Annotated in this window: 21 protein-coding genes; 3 read left to right on the top strand and 18 right to left on the bottom strand. The window is 35.5% G+C overall.

Going from position 1 to position 19,371, the window contains the following annotated elements; translation table 11 throughout:
• Positions 1-92: 92 nt before the first annotated feature.
• A complete protein-coding gene (locus tag BLR36_RS06900; protein WP_093060998.1) occupies positions 93-638 on the top strand; it encodes a GNAT family N-acetyltransferase in 546 nt (181 codons plus the stop codon).
• 39 nt (positions 639-677) lie between these two features.
• Here the strand turns inward: BLR36_RS06900 and BLR36_RS06895 are convergent, their stop codons facing one another.
• Positions 678-1,754: an undecaprenyldiphospho-muramoylpentapeptide beta-N-acetylglucosaminyltransferase gene (locus BLR36_RS06895; protein ID WP_093060997.1), complete on the bottom strand. Its 1,077-nt coding sequence runs from the start codon at positions 1,752-1,754 to the stop codon at positions 678-680.
• A 47-nt stretch (positions 1,755-1,801) separates the two neighbouring features.
• Here BLR36_RS06895 and BLR36_RS06890 point away from each other — a divergent pair, with 47 nt between their 5' ends.
• Positions 1,802-3,148 (top strand): MATE family efflux transporter, encoded by a 1,347-nt coding sequence (locus BLR36_RS06890; RefSeq protein ID WP_093060996.1) that lies wholly within the window; start codon positions 1,802-1,804, stop codon positions 3,146-3,148.
• A gap of 242 nt (positions 3,149-3,390) precedes the next feature.
• On the opposite strand, the gene BLR36_RS18910 is transcribed toward BLR36_RS06890, so the two are convergent.
• The 6 genes from BLR36_RS18910 to BLR36_RS06860 form a co-directional block, all read right to left on the bottom strand.
• Positions 3,391-4,230 carry a CAP domain-containing protein gene (locus tag BLR36_RS18910; RefSeq protein WP_093060995.1) on the bottom strand — a complete coding sequence of 280 codons (840 nt, stop codon included), beginning with the start codon at positions 4,228-4,230 and terminating at the stop codon, positions 3,391-3,393.
• Positions 4,231-4,389: 159 nt separating this feature from the next.
• Entirely contained in the window at positions 4,390-4,650 is a 261-nt protein-coding gene (locus tag BLR36_RS06880) for a hypothetical protein (protein ID WP_093060994.1), read from the bottom strand.
• On the bottom strand, positions 4,643-5,548 hold the full coding sequence (locus tag BLR36_RS06875; RefSeq protein WP_093060993.1) for a CobW family GTP-binding protein: 906 nt from the start codon (positions 5,546-5,548) through the stop codon (positions 4,643-4,645). The genes BLR36_RS06880 and BLR36_RS06875 overlap by 8 nt, the downstream gene beginning before the upstream one ends.
• A gap of 65 nt (positions 5,549-5,613) precedes the next feature.
• A complete protein-coding gene (locus BLR36_RS06870) occupies positions 5,614-7,095 on the bottom strand; it encodes a lmo1851 family serine protease (protein WP_371326704.1) in 1,482 nt (493 codons plus the stop codon).
• A gap of 146 nt (positions 7,096-7,241) precedes the next feature.
• The gene (gene deoD / locus BLR36_RS06865; RefSeq protein WP_093060992.1) at positions 7,242-7,946 is read right to left on the bottom strand and encodes a purine-nucleoside phosphorylase; all 705 of its coding nucleotides are present in this window, start codon (positions 7,944-7,946) and stop codon (positions 7,242-7,244) included.
• Positions 7,947-8,014: 68 nt separating this feature from the next.
• On the bottom strand, positions 8,015-8,239 hold the full coding sequence (locus tag BLR36_RS06860) for a YozE family protein (protein ID WP_093060991.1): 225 nt from the start codon (positions 8,237-8,239) through the stop codon (positions 8,015-8,017).
• Between the two features lie 120 nt (positions 8,240-8,359).
• On the opposite strand from BLR36_RS06860, the gene BLR36_RS06855 reads away from it, so the two are divergent.
• The gene (locus tag BLR36_RS06855) at positions 8,360-10,225 is read left to right on the top strand and encodes a methyl-accepting chemotaxis protein (protein ID WP_254771345.1); all 1,866 of its coding nucleotides are present in this window, start codon (positions 8,360-8,362) and stop codon (positions 10,223-10,225) included.
• Positions 10,226-10,987: 762 nt separating this feature from the next.
• On the opposite strand, the gene msrB is transcribed toward BLR36_RS06855, so the two are convergent.
• From msrB to BLR36_RS06795, 11 genes are all read right to left on the bottom strand, one after another.
• Positions 10,988-11,398: a peptide-methionine (R)-S-oxide reductase MsrB gene (msrB, locus tag BLR36_RS06850; RefSeq protein ID WP_093060990.1), complete on the bottom strand. Its 411-nt coding sequence runs from the start codon at positions 11,396-11,398 to the stop codon at positions 10,988-10,990.
• A complete protein-coding gene (gene msrA / locus BLR36_RS06845; protein ID WP_093060989.1) occupies positions 11,399-11,920 on the bottom strand; it encodes a peptide-methionine (S)-S-oxide reductase MsrA in 522 nt (173 codons plus the stop codon). It abuts the gene before it with no gap.
• An 11-nt stretch (positions 11,921-11,931) separates the two neighbouring features.
• Positions 11,932-12,504, bottom strand: coding sequence for a YpmS family protein (locus tag BLR36_RS06840; RefSeq protein WP_093060988.1), 573 nt, complete (start codon positions 12,502-12,504; stop codon positions 11,932-11,934).
• A 12-nt stretch (positions 12,505-12,516) separates the two neighbouring features.
• Positions 12,517-13,323, bottom strand: coding sequence for a GDSL-type esterase/lipase family protein (locus BLR36_RS06835; protein ID WP_093060987.1), 807 nt, complete (start codon positions 13,321-13,323; stop codon positions 12,517-12,519).
• A 58-nt stretch (positions 13,324-13,381) separates the two neighbouring features.
• Complete coding sequence (locus BLR36_RS06830) at positions 13,382-14,221, bottom strand: DegV family protein (RefSeq protein ID WP_093060986.1); 840 nt, start codon at positions 14,219-14,221, stop codon at positions 13,382-13,384.
• Positions 14,222-14,357: 136 nt separating this feature from the next.
• Positions 14,358-14,846, bottom strand: a complete 489-nt coding sequence (locus BLR36_RS06825) for a dihydrofolate reductase (protein ID WP_093060985.1) — start codon at positions 14,844-14,846, stop codon at positions 14,358-14,360.
• Between the two features lie 19 nt (positions 14,847-14,865).
• Positions 14,866-15,810, bottom strand: coding sequence for a thymidylate synthase (locus BLR36_RS06820; protein WP_093060984.1), 945 nt, complete (start codon positions 15,808-15,810; stop codon positions 14,866-14,868).
• 41 nt (positions 15,811-15,851) lie between these two features.
• Positions 15,852-16,421 carry a YpjP family protein gene (locus tag BLR36_RS06815; RefSeq protein ID WP_093060983.1) on the bottom strand — a complete coding sequence of 190 codons (570 nt, stop codon included), beginning with the start codon at positions 16,419-16,421 and terminating at the stop codon, positions 15,852-15,854.
• A 296-nt stretch (positions 16,422-16,717) separates the two neighbouring features.
• Positions 16,718-17,500, bottom strand: coding sequence for a class I SAM-dependent methyltransferase (locus BLR36_RS06810; RefSeq protein WP_093060982.1), 783 nt, complete (start codon positions 17,498-17,500; stop codon positions 16,718-16,720).
• Positions 17,497-17,934, bottom strand: a complete 438-nt coding sequence (locus BLR36_RS06805) for a BrxA/BrxB family bacilliredoxin (protein WP_093060981.1) — start codon at positions 17,932-17,934, stop codon at positions 17,497-17,499. The genes BLR36_RS06810 and BLR36_RS06805 overlap by 4 nt, the downstream gene beginning before the upstream one ends.
• A 928-nt stretch (positions 17,935-18,862) precedes the next feature.
• Positions 18,863-19,354 carry a GNAT family N-acetyltransferase gene (locus BLR36_RS06795; protein ID WP_093060979.1) on the bottom strand — a complete coding sequence of 164 codons (492 nt, stop codon included), beginning with the start codon at positions 19,352-19,354 and terminating at the stop codon, positions 18,863-18,865.
• Positions 19,355-19,371 lie beyond the last annotated feature (17 nt).

Here is a 19,371-nt window from a genome sequence, read left to right as displayed (position 1 = left end):
CCCCGAAATTTTTTATGCACGATGAAGTGAAAAATTTCAGGGGACCTAGGATGACTCTGCTCATTTATTGGTTCTTTTAGGGGGCGCTTTTTTTGATAAAAAAACGAGATTTATTCGAATGTACATCTCTTTATGAACTTATGTCAGATCCAACCATTTTGCCTTTCGTACGTCAAAAAGCAAATTCGGCGGATGAATACTGGTTTATTACGAAACAGTTAATGGAAGAAGAAGAAAAAGGAACCGTTATTTCTCGGACAATTATAAGCGATTTTGGTCAGCCAATCGGCACGATTAATCTTTTCGATGTGGAAGATGGTGCAGGATTTTTAGGTACTTGGATAGGTTGCCCTTTTCAAGGTCTTGGCTATAACAAGAAAGCAAAAGAATCATTTTTGCAGGAGCTTTTCTTTGAATTAGATATCCATACTGTATTTTTGCGAATTCGCAAAAAAAATAGCAAAAGTATTCGCGCTACTCAAAAATTAGGCTATGCACTAAATGCGAACGAATCACATCCTTCCATATATGCAGAGATTAATTCAAATGGAGAAGTATTTGATCTATATTATATTCCAAAAGACCTGTTCCATTTAGTACTAATGCAACAAGAAAACGAAGAGGAACAAGCAATGTAAAGAAAACTCCCGTCACTTAATAATAGTGACGGGAGTATTTTATTTTTGATAAGTTAGTAATAACTCAACAAATTGCTCCGGTGTTTTAGATGGGTTTACCTCGAACATCCGATCAATCATTTCTTCTTTCTCGCCCACCATGCGGTGGAATGAATCGATAAACGTGCTTGCAGTAAGCTCTTCCTCTTCTAGTACATAAGCATATCCTTGTTTCTCAAAGTATTTGGCATTCAATACTTGATCTCCTCTACTCGCGTGGATAGATAATGGAATGAGTAGCATCGGTTTTTTTAGTTCTAGAAACTCAAAAATAGAGTTGGAACCAGCACGGCTAATGACAAAATCAGCCATTTTCATCAGATGAGGCAGTTCATTTGTAACATATTCGAATGCTATATAGTTCGTTTTTCCAATTAAAGATTCATCTAGGTTACCTTTTCCACATAAATGAATAAGTTGAAATTTACTAGTTAACTGCTCAACATTTTGCTTAATAACATCATTAATCTTCGCGGAGCCCTGACTACCGCCCATAATAATAATTGTTTGTTTCGTTGCATCAAAGCCTGTTAGTTGTTCGGCAATTTTCTCATCCCCATGAAATAAATCAGGACGCAGTATTGCCCCTATCGATGAAGCTTTACTATCAGGCAAATGCTTTACCGTATCGTCAAATACCGTGAAAATATGTTCAGCAAATGATGAAGCTATTTTGTTGGCTAGCCCTGGGGTTAAATCAGATTCATGAATGACAACTGGTATGTTCGCAAGTTTTGCTGCAAGTACTACAGGAACAGAAACAAAGCCCCCTTTTGAAAATATGAGAGATGGTTTCACTTTTTTCAATACCGTTAGTGCCTGTAATGTTCCATAAAGTACTTTAAATGGATCAGAGAAGTTTTTTAGCGAAAAATACCTTCTTAACTTTCCATTTGAAATTGAATGATAAGGTATTTCCGGAAATTTCTCCCCAATTATTGTTTTTTCAATCCCATTATATGAACCAATATAATGGACATTATATCTTTTCTTTATTAACTCGGGTATAATGGCTTCATTTAACGAAACATGACCAGCCGTTCCACCACCCGTTAATACGATTGTGTTATTATTCATCAATAATCTCCTAACTAATTTTATAACTTTAAAGGATGTCTGCCAACATGCACGAAATGAAAACTCTACCAGAAAAAAGTAAATATATGATTAAAATAGTCTTGCCGATATTAATCACACAAGTTGCACTCTATTTAATGACGTTTTTTGATATTTTAATGACAAGTAAATATAGTATTAAGCATTTAGCTGGTGTTTCTATCGGTTCATCCTTATGGTTGCCTGTGTACACCGCCTTAACTGGTATATTAATAGGCATTACGCCAATTGTAGCACAATTGATAGGAGCAAAAAAGAAGAAAGATGTCCGTACCTTTGTTCAACAAGCATTTTATATTGCAATAGTACTAGCTATTATCGTTTTTCTCGGTATTTTCCTGCTCATTGATCCAGTACTAAACTTAATACCTCTTGAAGACAGTGTACGCATCGTAGCAAAGAAATATTTGTTCATGCTAAGTATCGGACTAATTCCTTTATTTTTATATAGTGTGTTGCGGTCTTTTATTGACGCTTTAGGAAAAACCAGAGTTTCCATGTTCATCACATTACTATCAGCTCCCATTAACATTGCTTTAAATTACTTATTTATATATGGGAAATTCGGCTTTCCAGAGCTTGGTGGTGTCGGAGCAGGTCTAGCCTCTGCTATTACATATTGGTTAATATTACTGATTGCTATAATAATTGTTATACGCATCAGTCCATTTGCACAATTAAAAATTCTCCAAGGTTGGACTAAACCTTCTTTAGGTAAAATACGAGCATTAATGAAAATTGGAGTTCCTATAGGAATATCTCTTTTTGCAGAAACGACTATCTTTTCGGCTGTCACTATTCTTATGAGTGTATATTCTACGGAGGTAATATCTGCTCACCAAATAGCGATGAATTTCACCTCGTTGCTGTATATGGTGCCGCTGAGCATAGCAATGGGAGCAACAATATTAGTAGGACATGAAATTGGTGCGAAACGATTCGAAGACGCAAAAACATTTAGCTGGCTTAGTGTTGTAACTGCCATCTGTTTTAGTTTAGTTTCTATTTCAATTTTACTGTTATTTAGAGAGCAAATAGCTTCGGTGTATACGGACGATCGTTATGTAATTGAATTGACAGTTCAATTTTTCTTCTTTGCTGCACTGTTCCAGCTATCAGACGCAATTCAAGCACCAGTCCAAGGAGCATTGCGTGGCTATAAAGATGTGACAATGACATTTATTATGGCCATCATTTCTTATTGGATAATTGGTTTACCTACCGGTTATATATTAGCCAATTACACATCATTTGAGCGCTTTGGATATTGGATTGGATTAATCGTAGGGCTGTCTATAGGGGCGATCACCCTGACCGCAAGGCTAATTTATTTACAGAAGAAAATGAAAGAGTAGCGATCTTAAAATGGTTAAAAATTCCGCTGTGAGAGTAAATGAACGCTGGTCGAGAGTATTTTTTTCAAACGAGAGTAACGCAAGCAGCTGCGAGAGTAAAAAGCACCTGAACGAGAGTAAATCCAATATAAACGAGAGTATTCGATCTTTTTAAAGCGATTATCCCTTTGCTTGGATAATCAGTTCGCTCAACCTCTATAAAAAAAAGCGACGCATTATGCGTCGCTTTTTGGGTGTATTAATTATTTACCAATGAATTGTTGTGTCCAATAATAACCACTATCCGATAAACCTACACCAATATGTGTGAAAGAAGCGTTCATTATGTTCGCTTTATGTCCTGGAGATTTCATCCAAGCATCTACTACTTCCTGAGGACTACGTTGACCCATTGCAATATTTTCTGCTGCAGATTTATACGTAATTCCCATTGACTTCATTTGATCAAATGGTGATCCGTAAGTTGGGCTTGTATGAGAAAAATAGTTTTTATTTTTCATATCTTGTGATTTTGCTTGCGCTGACTGCGTAAGTTTTGTATCAATTTGAAGTGCTTTTAATCCAGCTTTAGCACGTTCTTGGTTAGTTAAATCAACAACCTGTTGAATTTCAGAAGTAACTTTTACCTCATCTTTTACTTCAGGAGTCTGCTTTTGTACTACTGGTGTTTGTTCTACTTTTTGTTCAACTGGTGCTTTTACTTCTGGTTTTTCTTTAATTGGCGCTACTGGCGCTTTTACTTCTGGTTTTTCTTCAACCGGCTTAGCTGGAGTAACCACTTCTGGTTTTTCTTCAACTGGCTTAGCTGGAGTAACGACTTCCGGTTTTTTCTCTACTTCATTTATATTAATCTTATTTACATTTTGAAGATTTAGAAGCTGTGCAAATGATAATTGCATAATTTCATCCAAGTTTACTTGAGAGGAAACATTATTTGTAGCTCCCCATTTATATATAACCGTTGCCTTTGCCTCGGAAGCAGTTGGTGAAAACCCAGTATTCATAGATGCGCTAGCAGTATTGGCAGAGAGTAATAATCCACTCGCTAAAATTCCAGCCATAATCGTATGTTTTTTATTCATGTTTCATTTCCTCCTTCTTTTGTGCTCCCTTATTGTAAACACAAAATAGACGGAAATTTTCACATAAAATATTCCATTGAAACCAATCGAAACTTTTATACCTTCAAATCTACTATTCTAGCTAAGATTTTTGGATAACTTAACCACTTTACTAAAATATTAGCTATGATCTACTGTTGACAGATTTATAAATTCTTCTTTATAAAGATTAATCATCATTATCTGCTCAGTTTCAGATAGCTCGCTATTTTTAATCCGATCCATTGCTAAACTATACTTTTTTTGTATAGATAACCTAGCTCTAGGGTGAGTAAATTCATCTAATAGCTCCGAATGAATTATTGCTCTAACCTCGTCTTCGGTTTGGATATTCCTAACTGATTGCCGATTTTGATAAAGTACCTGAAATGCTTTAATCATTTAGAGTATGTCCTATCACAGCAATTGTTTCCACATTTTCACCAATAATAACGATCTGAGGCTCCATTTTAATGTATTCTGGAAGCCACTGCACCATTCCATAAGCATATTGAAACAAATAAGGGTTTTTATAGCCTTTTAATGGAACATATCCTTTCATACGATAAATGGTGTCTGGAAGACCTTTAACCCACTGTTCAAACTCTTCCTGCTCAACAGACTCTGTGAAGGTGTGTAAACGGGAAGATAAAGTTAGCTGTTTCCCTATTGCCGCTTGCTTAACCTCTTGACCGTGAAAAGTAGCCTCTAGATTGGTTATCATTTTAAACGGCAATTTTGCATTGGATGTCTGAATAATAGGTGCATGGCTATTTAATCCATGGATTTGCATTGTTACCGCAGCTACTTCATCATCAGATAGTAAATCTACTTTATTTGCTACTATTAAATGAGCATGTTTAATCTGCTCTAAAAATAACATTCGTGTTTGAGGAGACATTTTGTCTCGATCCAGCCACCGTTTACAATCTGCAACCGTTATAATACCTTTCATATTTAATCTACTTGCAAAAAAAGGAGATAAAACAGCATCCATTGCTTCAACAGGATGAGCTGCACCAGTTGTTTCAATTAAAAGAACATCGAATTCTTCACCCTCTAATAACATTTGAAGCTGTGCTTCCATCTTTTCAGCACCTGTGCAACAAATACATCCTTCAAGCATTTCCTTAATCGGAACATCCTCGTCCACTGATTTGCTATCGAAAGGCAATTTCCCTAATTCGTTCATAATAACTGCTGGCTTCAAACCCTCTGTTTTCAGTTGTTCGATTAAATGAGATAATAAAGAAGTTTTCCCACTTCCTAAAAATCCACTTAGTAAATAGACATCCTTCATCTTGTACGCTCCTTACATAGGTCGTTGAAAAAGCTGACCATAAAGGCCAGCTCTCCTTAAACTCTTTATTTTTTCAACAAATCTGTCACGATTTCTTGTGCTTTTAATAGTTGTGGATCTTCCTCTAAAATTTTCGTTCTTAGTTTATCCATCAATTGATAAGAGGTTTCTCCATCAATATCTCCTGAAACAGCAAGTTTGTTGTCGGCTTGGAATTTTTTCACAGCATTATTCATCTGCTCATCAAAATTACCATCAACTACACCTACATCATAGCCTACTGCTTTTAACATTTCTTCTGCTGTTTTAACTGCATCCGATGACTGATTGATCTTTAAAGTTACAGAAGTGTCTAAAGGTGGCAGCATCGCATACGATGGATATTCAACTGCATAATCGGGTTTAATCCCTTTTTCATGAATCCAGTTCCCATCAGGAGTTAACCATTTAGCAGTAGTAATTTTAATATTTGAACCGTCTGGCAGATCATTTACTGTTTGGACAGTCCCTTTACCAAAAGATTTTAAACCTACTAATGGAACTTTTGCAGATTCACTTAATGCGCCAGCTAAAATTTCAGAGGCTGATGCACTACCTTCATCAATTACAAGGGTTACAGGAACATTAACACGAGTGCCAGGAGTAGCAACTGTAATATCTTTTTTGCCTTGAATGTCAATTTGCAGAATGTTTTTCCCTTCCTCAACAAAGAGATTAGAAATATCAATTGCAGAAGATAACAAACCACCAGGATTTTGACGAACATCAAGTATAAGTGCTTTCATGCCCTCTTTTTCCATTGCATCGATTGCTGTTAGCAATTCATCATACGTGTTAGTCGAAAAACTAGATATAATAATATGAGCAACTTGGTCATCTAACATTTCAGCATAAACCGTTTCAATCGGAATATCGTCACGTACAATAGTTACTTCCATTAATGCATTATTTCCACGCTGTATGGACAAAGTCACTTCTGTCCCTTTACTACCACGAATAAGTAATACTGCTTCGGAAGCACTATACCCTTTAATATCTTTACCATCTACAGCAATGATTTTATCATTCGGCATAAGCCCAGCTTTTTCTGCTGGTGAATTTTTAATAGGCGAGACAATATTTATAACGCCATCTCTTTCTTGGATTTCTGCACCAATACCTTGAAAACTAGAGGAAATATTTTCGTTGAATTGTGAAGCCTCATCCTGGTTCATATAATCAGAATATGGATCCTCTAATGCATCAATCATTCCGTTTATAGCACCATTTATCACTGCTTCTTCGTCTACCTCTTTATAGTATTCTTCCTCCAATTTATCATAGGCCATATACAATTTAGCGAATTCCGAACGCTCATTCTGACTTATCGGATTTACGTTTACAACTTTTTCGTCACCCCATGTTAACGCGATCATAGTGACTGCAGCTGTTACCACAATTAAAGCAAAAGTACTTAAAAGTAAAACAAAAGGTTTCATTTTAATATATTTTGAAGCTGGTTTAACTTCTGTTGTCTGTTCATCATTATTTTGATTATGTTCGTCCAAATTCTTTCACCCTTTTCAGAAAAAACTACCATTAAATTATATGTAGTATTAATTACTTTAAGTCATCGCATTATTTTAAAAATAGACTGTCATATAAATGACAGTCTATTTATGATTGATTGGTTAATCCAAAGCCAAAATATATATTAGTCTTGAATAGCCGCTTCTAATGCTACAACAATCATTTCATTAAACGTTGTTTGACGTTCCTCAGAAGAAGTTGCTTCTCCTGTTATTATATGATCACTAACAGTCAAAACCGACAATGCTTGACGTCCAAATTTAGCTGCTAGTGTATAAAGCGCTGCTGATTCCATTTCTACAGCAAGAACCCCATATTCAGCCCACTTCTCATTTTGAGCATTATCATTATAGAATAGATCAGCTGTAAATACATTCCCTACTTTTAAGTTTAGTCCAGCTTCTTTCCCTGCATTATACGCTTTGTATAACAAGTCAAAGTCAGCTGTAGGTGCAAAGCTGATATCATCAAGTAGAACTTTGTTCAAAGTTGAATCTGTAGAAGCACTTTGTGCAAGAATTACGTCACGTACTTTCACATCTTTTTGGATAGCTCCACATGTTCCAACTCGGATAAGCTTTTGAACATCATATTCATTCATCAATTCATTAATATAAATAGAGATCGATGGTACTCCCATTCCTGTACCTTGCACAGAAATTCTTTTTCCTTTGTATGTTCCAGTATATCCGAACATATTACGAACTTCGTTATATTGAACAACATCCTCTAAGAATGTTTCGGCAATATACTTTGCGCGTAGTGGGTCGCCTGGAAGTAAGATTGTGTCTGCAATTTCACCTTTTTTAGCACTAATATGAATACTCAATTATATAACCTCATTTCTAATACGTTTCGGCTTAATGATACCGTTTTTTCCCTTCAATTGCAATGAACTTACAACTTTGAATCTTCGACATAATATTCCCATAATTCATCAAAGACGGCTGCAGGCATACTCGCATCAGCAAGCTCTTCAATATATAACGAAAGTTTATGAAATGAAGTTTCAGCTTTAGGAAAATCATGTTGGTCAAACATGCTATTAGCAAATTTTGCCTTTTTATCATCCTTTTGACCCCCGCGATATTTTAATGCAAATAAATAAAACGATTGTCGCATAATATTTTTCCTCCTTTAGTCATGAAGTCTTATAAACGCAAAAAAAATGTAGATAATTCCAACTAAAACAAGTAAACTTAAAAATGTTAATAGTTCGACAGATTGAAAGGATTGATATGATTGAGAAATAGCATTTCTAACAAGTTAAAATCAATGAAATTCCCTAAAATAAAGACTCCTAAAAAGAATCTTGGAAATCCTCAGAGGAATAAAGTTACATCGTTATTCAAAAAATCTAAGAACAAAGATAAACAACTCAAATTAAACCATTCAACTAAGGCTAGCTTTCTTCATTCCATCCGAGGTCGAGTACTTATAATTTTCACAGTGCTTATTTTAGTCTTAATATCAATGCTTGTCCTTACATCTACCAAAATGTTTTCCGCTCAACAGGCGTTAGAGAAATTTACAAATGTCGATGTAAAAGAACAGATGATGGTAAACCAAATTGCAACGGATATCGCCCAACTCGCGAATGCTGAGCAAAGCTACATCATTACTGGTAAGAATAATTATATGGCAAGCTATAGAAAATATAAAGATTCAACTACTACAAATATCAAAGCACTTTATAAAACGTACGAAAATCGACCAGATGAATTACAAAAAATCCAGTCAATCGATCAGTTTTTTACAACATACTTACAATACTCCGATCGTGTTATCAAAATTCGTGATGAAAAAGGGTTAGAATCTGCTCAAAAACTAGTCAATACCGGAAATGGTAAAACCGCTATGAGTTATGTAGATGTACATATCGCAGCTATGAACGAACTACTTGAAAAAAATAATACTGATCAGATTGCCTTGCTGAAAAAAGAAAACACGACTTCACTAATTATATTTATCGCATTAACTATTTTCTCTGTTATCCTTACTTTATCTTTTGGTATTTTGCTTTTCTATTCTATTAAACGCAATACAAATGCTATTAACCGCTCTATTTTGGATATCGCACAAGCTGGAGGAGACTTAACAAGGAGAGTTAAAGTTAGATCCAAAGATGAATTTTCTGAGATAGCAAATAGTACAAATGTGTTAATAGCATCAATAGCCGACCTTGTTAGAAGAGTTAGAGAGCTTACAGTGAATGTTTCGGCTAGTGGACAGGAATTGATGGCCTCTTCCGATGAAACTGCTTTAACTATTCAATCTATCGCTGATTCTACAAATGAAATCGCTGCTGGTAGTGATCAAACATTAAGAAGCATGACAGAAGCAATTCAAAAAATGAATTCATTAGAGGAAGCAACGAGATATTTAAATAATGATGCACAATCAGTCAAAGCAGCAACTGACCAAATGATTCAGGCTGCTCAAAAAGGCGGAGAATCCGTTCAGCATTCGTCCAATGTAATGATGAGTATCGAAGAAACAATGGCCAATACTACACAAACAGTAGAATCACTTGGTACTAAATCCAATGAAATTACATCCATTATCAAAACGATTACGACTATTGCAGAGCAAACGAATTTACTAGCTTTAAATGCTGCAATTGAAGCTGCTCGCGCTGGTGAACATGGTAGAGGATTTGCCGTAGTAGCCGATGAGGTAAGAAAGCTTGCAGAGCAATCCCAAAAAGCTGCTAAAGAAGTTACTGGTATCGTCACTTCTATTCAATCGGAAGTTACATCTATTGTTAAACAAAATCATGAAGGTGTAGAAAGTGTCATTCGAGGCGTTGAAGTTGCAAATGAAACTAATACTTCACTAGACGAAATTATAAAACAAACAAATGAAACAATTTCTATTATTGATAAAATGGTGAAACAAATCGAAGAAACGCTTAACTTCAGTCAAGAGGTGGCAGCATCGTTTATAGAAGTAACGCAAATTGCTGAGAATACGGCATCTAACACGGAGACTTCCGCTGCTGCTGCTGAACAAGGTTCTGCTGCGATGCAAGAGATCAATGCTTCCGCTGTAGAATTATCACACCAAGCTGACGAATTGAGTAAAGTCGTTAATGAATTCAAGTTATAAGACAGATTGAGCAAAAGATGACCGATCCTTTAAGAAAAAAACATGTTTCTATCGTTTCTGAATTGCTTTGGACAGACATTTCACTATATGATTACCGAATAATTTTATATAGAGATTCTAGTTGGTTGTGACGTCCGTCACAACCAACTAGAATCTCTTTTTTCCGGTAATCTTATGGTGTTTGTCTATCCGTCGCCGTTCCACAACTCTGAGAAACAGGTTAGGGCTTTTTGTTTAACGAAAGAAATGATACTTTTCTGATACATAAAGGAAGCTCACGAAGATGCAATTTCGTTCGTTCTTTCACTTCTTTATTTAATGCATACTTACTATTTCTTTTTATTTCCACTAGTAGAAATGCAATCTACACTTTTCACCTTCGGAAGAATAATGCAACTACTCCAAATATGTTTTTATCCTTACATATACTTTAACTAATTTAATTATCTCAGGCGATACGCTATACCTAATCTCTTTGTGTAGTACCACACCTTCATTGATTGAAGTGCAAGGTGGCGACTCCAGCGAGAAAGCGCGAGCTGAAGACCCCGCAGGAGTGAGACGACGAGGAGGCTGAAGCCGTGCCCGCGGAAAGCGTCCACCTGAAACGGAAATCATAGGTTCATTCACGTTCATTCATTCTTACAAGTCTCATAAACCCAGTGTTCACAGACTATATTATTTACTAACTCTTAAAATAAAAAAATGGTTGTTTTAGACTCTCGTCATAAACAACCATTTTTTATCGTTCACTTAAACTAATTAAAATAACTTACTATATTCTTCATAGCCTTCTTCAGCCAACTTATCTTTTGGTACAAAACGAAGTGCCGCTGAATTGATACAATAGCGTAAGCCTGTTTCCTCTTTAGGACCATCCGGGAATACATGTCCTAGGTGAGAGTCAGCTGTTTTGCTTCGAACTTCTACACGTCTCATACCATGGCTATCATCAAATTTCTCTACAACCTCATGCTCTTCAATTGGACGAGTAAAGCTCGGCCAACCACAACCTGCATCATATTTATCCTTTGAATGGAATAAAGGTTTACCAGATACTATATCTACATAAATACCCTCATCAAAATGCTTATCATACTCCCCTTGGAACGGAGGCTCTGTACCATTTTGTTGGGTTACATAATATTGCATTTCAGTTAAGTTGTCTTTCATCTAATATCCCTCCTTCAATTTTTCCACAAAAGCTGCTCGTCCTGATCCTGTAAAGTATCGATTATAGTGAGCAGGATTTTTCTTATAATAATCTTGATGATATTCTTCAGCTGGGTAAAACTCAGAAGCTGGAATTATCTTCACAGCAATTTTCTTATTAAATTTACCACTAGCATCCAATGCATCCTTGGAAGCAATTGCTTTTTCTTTTTGCTCTTCTGAATGATAAAAAATCGCTGTTTGATAGGACGAGCCACGGTCGAAAAATTGACCATTATCATCCGTAGGATCAATGTTGAGCCAAAAAATTTCTAATAAACGATCATATGAAAATAAAGCCGGGTCAAAAGTGATTTGCACTGCTTCATAATGTCCAGTTGCGTTGGAACAAACTTGTTCGTATGTTGGGTTAGGTACATGACCACCCGTATATCCAGATACCACTTGCTCTATTCCATCGTACGAGTCAAAAGGCTTTACCATACACCAAAAACAGCCGCCTGCAAAAGTTGCTTTTTCCATTGTTTCGCCCCCTATTCTGCTGGTATTACAATCTCAAGCGTAATAATATCCTCAGCCAAATTAAACTCTTTTGCTCGGACATGAACACCTGAGGTCATCGGTATATCGGTCAATTGGATAAGTACCTCTTCTTCTGCAGGATTCACTACCATCCACTCCGGAAGCTCGACTGAATCTCTCAATAGCTTCAAAATTTGTTCAGGATCTAGTGGTAATTTACCAATTTCAACAGATGATTGTTCTAGACGAATATTACCGTTCTCTTCAACATAAGGTTCAAAAATCATTCTGACTGGTAAATTAATTGAAAAAGCTTGAAATTCTGTTGAAAGAATTATTTGATCCTCAACAGACAACTGCAGCGGAAGAGGTTTTCCTCCGATTGCTTTTTTCAAATACGTATTAGCAATAGCTTGAAAATCCTCTTTTGTCGCATTAACAGTTAACACATTCCCTTCAGCTGAAGGACTAGTTTCCTCAATTACAATAGGTTCAGCAGGAGTTGTTATCCAATAAAACAACGTGCCAATACTACCAATAATAATGATTACTAACAGTATAAATGCTATTTTCCATTTATTCATCCCATCAACTCCTTAAAACAACAATTCCCTCTTATCTGCATCTATTAAACCACAATCTTGCATCGACTCGACTATTTCTTCAATTACGAGTTTATAGCCTTTACTATTGGGATGAAAGAAATCCGTATGATAAACTAAATTACTGTTTGTCATGAAAAGCTGATCGATTGGTACAAAACAAGCATTCCGATCATTGGAAGCGGTCTCTTCTATGACAGTATTCCAATCGTTTAAAATGTGATCAAATTCACTTTTTTCATCTGTGACTATCGTTATAGGATTATATAAACCTACCACAATAATCGGAGCTGTACTATTAACCTCTCGAATTTCCTGAATAATTTTTTTATAATTCCGTTCAAACTTTCCTAGTTCCTTTTCAAATGCCTCTACCTTAAGATTAAACAAGTCTTTCTTAACAACCTTCATAATGTCATTGCCACCAATAGTTATTGTGATTAAATTGGCTTTTCGGATTTGGTGGTCAATTTCTCCATCCTTTAATATCTTTAAAAGTTGATCGCTACGACGACCCCTTTTTGCAGTATTGGTTAATGAAACGTCTTCTATTCCTTTATATTGTGAAAAATGTTGTTGTAGACGCCCTAAATATCCTTCTTGCTTTAATTCATCCCCTACACCCTGTGTAAGGGAATCACCAAGCCCAACTACTTCTATCGTTCTAGGGAAAAATTGAAAGGGGATAACATATTCCTCAAAAAGAACATCCTGCTTTTCTGAAAAACTAACCTCTACCATTTCATTGGAATTGCATCCTATTAGAAAAATAACACTAAAAATTATTATTAAATATTTCATTAAAAACTCCTTTTTTCTAAAACAAAAGCAGGGAAAAGTGTTCCTCCCTGCCTTTTTGCTATTCAGTCATATACATAAATCCAATAGCACCAGGTCCGGTATGCGTACTAATAACAGGTGAAGTAATGGAAACCTGGATATCTTGGAAGCCGGATTCTTTTATGAGTTTGATCAAAGGTGTAGCCATCGAAAACCCATTTGCATGTGAAATACCCACTGCTTTAACGACTTTTCCTTTCGTATCGGAAAGAAATCGGTCAAATAAATAATTGACAACTTGTTTATGGCTTCTAACCTTAGCAATTGGTGTATACTCTCCTCCTGCTAAACTTGCGATTGGCTTTATAGACAGTAAAGAGCCAAGCATTGCCCTACCCTTACCAATTCTACCACCTTTAACAAGGTTATCCAACGTATCTACAACTACAAACAAATCAGACTTGCTACGAATTTCTTCCACTTTTTGAATGATTGCTTGTTTTGTTTCACCATTTAATGCCATTTTTGCGGCTTCTACGACTTGAAATGATAATGCAAAGGAAATGAATTTCGAATCAATTACTGTAATATCTGATTCTGTCATTTCCGCAGCTGCCTGTGCCGATTTTACAGTACCACTCATGCCGCCAGTCATATGTATAGAGATAACGTGATCACCATCTTTACCAAGTTCATCGTATAATTCTTTAAAGATGCCTGATGATGGTTGTGATGATTTCGGTAATTGTTTAGATTTCGCCATTTTTTCTAAAAATTCTTCTGAATTTATATCTACTCCATCAATATATGATTCACCATCAATTTGAATTGTCAAAGGCACAATATGTATATTGTATTGCTTAACTAATTCTGTTGTTAAATCCGCTGTGGAATCAGTTACTATGTGAACTTTCGGCATATGCTATCCCTTCCTTCCTACCTAGTACTATTATAAGAAGAATATCGGTGTTCTGTAAACTTTTACTTACCCCATATATAATATTAAAGCTACATACTCCCACTATAGTGTATGTAGCATTAATAGTAACTACAACTTATTCACTAACTCTTCTTTCATAAACGAGGTAAACATACACAATTCCCTCAGGAGTTGTCATATCTTCTGTTGTTTCTACCAACATCCATTCATCACCGTATGTTGGGAAATAAGTATCTCCTTCGAAAGTTTGTTGTATTAATGTAATATAAAGCCTATCTGCTTTAGGTAAAATTGCTCGAAAAATTTGTTCTCCACCAATAACCATTACTTCTTCATGATGAACTGAAGCCAGTTCAATAGCTTTAACCAAGTCAGTTACTACCTCAGCACCTTCAACGCGATAATCGGGATTTCTTGTGACAATTATATTTTTACGTCCTGGTAGTACTCGCCCTATGGATTCAAACGTCTTTCTTCCCATTACCATCGCTTTATCCATCGTCACTTTTTTAAAGTAAGCAAGGTCGCCCGGGATATGCCAAGGCATTTTGTTTTCAAATCCAATTACTCTATTAGGGTCATGTGCAACTATTAGTGAAATCATTAGCTTCCCCCTTCAAATTTTATACGGCGATTGGTGCTTTAATCCGTGGGTGCGGGTCATACCCCTCTAATTTAATATCTTCTATTTCAAAATCAAATACAGATTCTTTTTCGTCGTTCAATAAAAGCTTTGGTAATGCTCGTGGCTCTCTTTCCAATTGCGTAGTGACCTGCTCCATGTGATTTAAATATAAATGAGCGTCACCTAAAGTATGGACAAATTCGCCGACTTCTAACTTGCATTCTTTTGCTATTAGATGGGTTAATAATGCATAAGATGCAATATTAAAGGGCACTCCTAAAAACACATCAGCACTACGCTGATAAAGTTGACAAGATAATTTACCATTTGCCACATAAAATTGCATGAAGGCGTGACATGGAGGTAAAGCCATATCATCTACCTCTGCTGGATTCCATGCAGTAATAATATGTCTTCTTGAGTCTGGATTTTTCTTAATTTGCTCAATGACATTTCGCAATTGATCTATCGTTTGTCCATCCTTAGAAGGCCACGATCTCCATTGACGACCATATACGGGACCTAAATCACCAAATTCTTCCGAAAAAGCATCATCACTTAAGATTTTTTCACAAAATAAATCCATTTGCTGTTGCAAAATAGCGTTAAATTCAGGGTCTTTTGCTGCTCGAACGCCAAAGTTTGTCATGTCAGGCCCAGTATAATTATCACTGCTCACCCACTTTTCAAATGCCCACTCATCCCAAATATGATTATTCGCCTGAATTAGTGTTTTCACATTTGTATCACCCTTTAAAAACCAAAGTAGCTCGGTTGCCACTAGTCGAAATGCCGTCTTTTTGGTTGTAAGAAGTGGGAAGCCTTCTGATAGGTCAAATCGCATTTGATAGCCAAAGACACTTTTCGTACCAGTTCCTGTACGATCACCTTTTTCAACTCCACTATTCATAATATGTTTACACAAAGTAAGGTACTGCTCCATAACTTATCCCTCTTTTCATTTTCATGCAAAAAAAGCTCTCACTAAGAGAGCCATTTTGGTGGTGTGTTTTTTGACCAATATATGTCACCCAGCACATAATGTTTAGAATACTTATCTTCCGCCAAGTGATAATGGAAATTGAAATAATAACCCTCTTGAGGTTTCTTATCCGTTCTGACATGAAAACGGATTAGGTCTTTTTTAGTTGAATCATTATAAATATTAAAGATCTTTTCGTGATGATCTCCAGATGGCTGCTCAGAGATAGATAAACGAGTTATCTCTTGAGCGGAAGCTTTGGCAATAGTCATATCAATTGCTTCCTGCATCTTAGGAAATATTACATCGTCAAACTCATGTTGAATAACTGGCCCTATTCGATTACCAAACTTTATGTATGCTTGTTCCCTGGCAGCATGTGCCATGTTTTTGTAAACATAGGATTCATCTGTTATTGTTACTTGTTCATAATCATTTGCATTAGAAGCTATAGTCCTTGAAGGACTTTTACTATCTAATATTTGCTCCCATATGAAATGACTAGGAGATATTAGACCAAATGTTAGCAATGCAACAGTTATAATTATTGACTTCTGGAACCATTTTTTCATGCTATTCACCTTCAATATTGAACAATTTTAGTAAACTCTTCATTCTATTAAACGTTTTGACGAACTAAAGGTTTCATCTTCTCACTATTCATTGTACAATAAAATGTGTAAACATACCACAGAGCTTTTTGAACAAAGGAGGAAAATCACGATGGACGCAGGATTAGTAATTGGTATCGGATTTTTATTTTTATTAGCATATTTGACATCACTTAACTTTACGGATTGATATGAAGTTTCCAGGAGAGTCTTGGCTGCCGCCGTGGCTCTCTTTTCTATTTGTTTTATAGAGTGTTTTACAATAATTCAATAATGCCATAATGAAATTTAGAGGATAACCTTATTTCTCGTTCAAAACCGAATTTATCAAATAGATTTGAACGAAAATGCGCTTTTAAGACCACTCTCTTTCTTGCAAGTCGCTTTGCCTCTTCCACCCATTCATCAGTCAAAGAATCATGAGCTCCAACTGCTCTTAATACTTGAAAGTTGGATGATTCCTCAATTACTTCTTCAAACATTGGATCTAGATAAACAACATCATAGAAATTGGAAGCTACTGTTTTCATATAGTCAACTGCATTTTGATGGATTAGATCAATATGTCGCATACTTTTTAATAATGCTTCATTTCTCGTTTCGTAATTTCTTAACCCCTCATCTACCATATATGCAATCATGCGTTCTTTTTCACATGCATGTACAACCCCTAAATCTCCAACCGCATATGAAGCGATTATACTATCGGAGCATAGACCAGCAGTAGTATCTAAAAAGCAATCTCCCTTTTCTAATCGTACAGATTCTAAAAATGAATCCTGCTCTCCTTGTAATAGTCTCTTTATTCGAAAAGCTGCTGAATTTGGATGAAAGAAAAAAGGAGAAGTGGAACCGTATGTATACAGTTCCAATCTCTCTTTATTCACAACGAGCACATTTGCCTGCTGCTCATTTTGTATCGTAGAAACGGATTTCTTTTTACGTTCATAGTACGGAAGGTTTAAATTTATAGAAATCTCTTTTGCTTTTAATATAAATTCTTTATTCGTTCTACCAGCTGTTGTTACTACGGTGTTCATGAAGAAACAACTTGTGAAAGAACACCAGATAAATGATCTTTAATCGTCTCCATTGAATTACTTTCTATTTGCTCACGAGGGATGAAATATGCTAACTGATTATCTTTCCATATAGCAATAGAAGGTGAACTTGGAGGAATCTCCTCAAAATAACCACGCATTGTCGCGGTAGCTTCCTGGTCTTGTCCAGCAAATACTGTAACTAAGTTTTCCGGTTTAATTTCTAACTCATTTAATGCATGAACAACTGCAGGTCTTGCGAGTCCAGCAGCACAGCCACACACCGAATTTATGACTATTAAGGAAACTCCATTTGCTGTAGACATATGTTCTTGTACTTCCTCAGGTGTAGTAAGCTCTTTAAATCCAGCCTCCGTTAATTCACTTCGCATCGGCCCTACAATGCCTTTCATATACTCATCGTATGCATTCATGATTTCGCCCACTTTCTTAGGTTCTATTTCCCTTTATACAAAGGGATTTCTAATCTCATTCTACTCAAGTTATTCTATTTATTCACCTTTTTTAACTTTAAACTTTCATTTTTCATTCATGTTATTTAGAAAATATCAGTAATGATTCTGGAATAGGACTACAAATAAATCAGTATTCGAACAGATTGTTGGATTATAATTTCACTAAAGAATATTTTTTCTACGAAAATATCTAATAATCCCGAGTATTTGAATAAAAAAAACAGTAATGGTTCATGCTTCTAGAAAAGAAGAAGGTGAATACGATTACTAGATTTGAAATAACACTAAATAATTTTTACTTTGAGACGCTTAATGATTTAGTTAACCAATACAACGAACTTATCTCTGGGCATGATACTAATAAATATTCAATGCAAGACGTTTTGGAATTATTAATCCTAAAAGAATATGTTAACAGTGAAATAAAATCAATTAGACCTTGAAAAGGTCTTTTTTATTTGATGGCCAATTTAGTCGAATTATTCCTCCTAAAATATGGTTGAATAATTTCATTTAGATTACCATTTCCAATTAATGTATACGCCCTTACTTTCTCATGAGATAATAAGCTTACAGCAATTTATTTGCTGAAGTCACAACCAGGAGTTGTATATGTTCGTAATTACACGAAACATTGACGGAACAACAGAGGTTTTAAAGTCATCAAACAGCCAAGTGGATAAAATTTTTTCAGATATAGATACCGCATTAAAGTTTGCGAAACGGTTAAATCAAAATATAATTCCATCCATGCATTGGAATGTTTCTAAACAATTAGTAAACCATTGAGCAAGTGGGTAATCCCCATTTGCTTTTTCTATTACTGAACATAGCAATAACGGATCATTTTTTTAAATTTCCACTCAAATGGATACACATTCAAATTCTACTTAATGGTAAATGTCTGAATCAAACATTGTTCACCGTCCACTACATCTTGCCTTTCTTCAAAGTTAATAGTCAATTTACTATAGACTTTTTTCCAAAAAGAAACAGCAGGGCTATTTTCAACTAATTCAATGACAAAATATTTACCTTTTTTATCTTGGAATAATTTCTTTACCGCTTGTATTCCTAACCCCTTACCTTTGTATTTATTGAGTATAAATAGGTCATTTAACCCAAAGTCATACTCATTCTTTAAGAATGGCCGTTCTACAAGTAGGATAAAACCAATTATGCTTTTATCTAACATGATGAAAAATGGGGAAAGACCTTCTGTTTCCCAAAATACATCTAAACCATCATATTCAAAGCTACCATCTTCCCCAATTTCTATTTCAGCAGTATATTTTGAAAGGTCGTGTAGATACAAAGAAAAGAGGTTTTTTAAAATAATTTTTTCTTCTTCTAATACTTCCCGCAGAATAAGTGACATTTTTATCTCGCTCCTCT

Origin of the sequence: Psychrobacillus sp. OK028 (genome assembly GCF_900103605.1) — a bacterium.
Lineage (GTDB): Bacteria > Bacillota > Bacilli > Bacillales_A > Planococcaceae > Psychrobacillus.
This window is presented reverse-complemented; position numbering and strand designations above follow the sequence as displayed.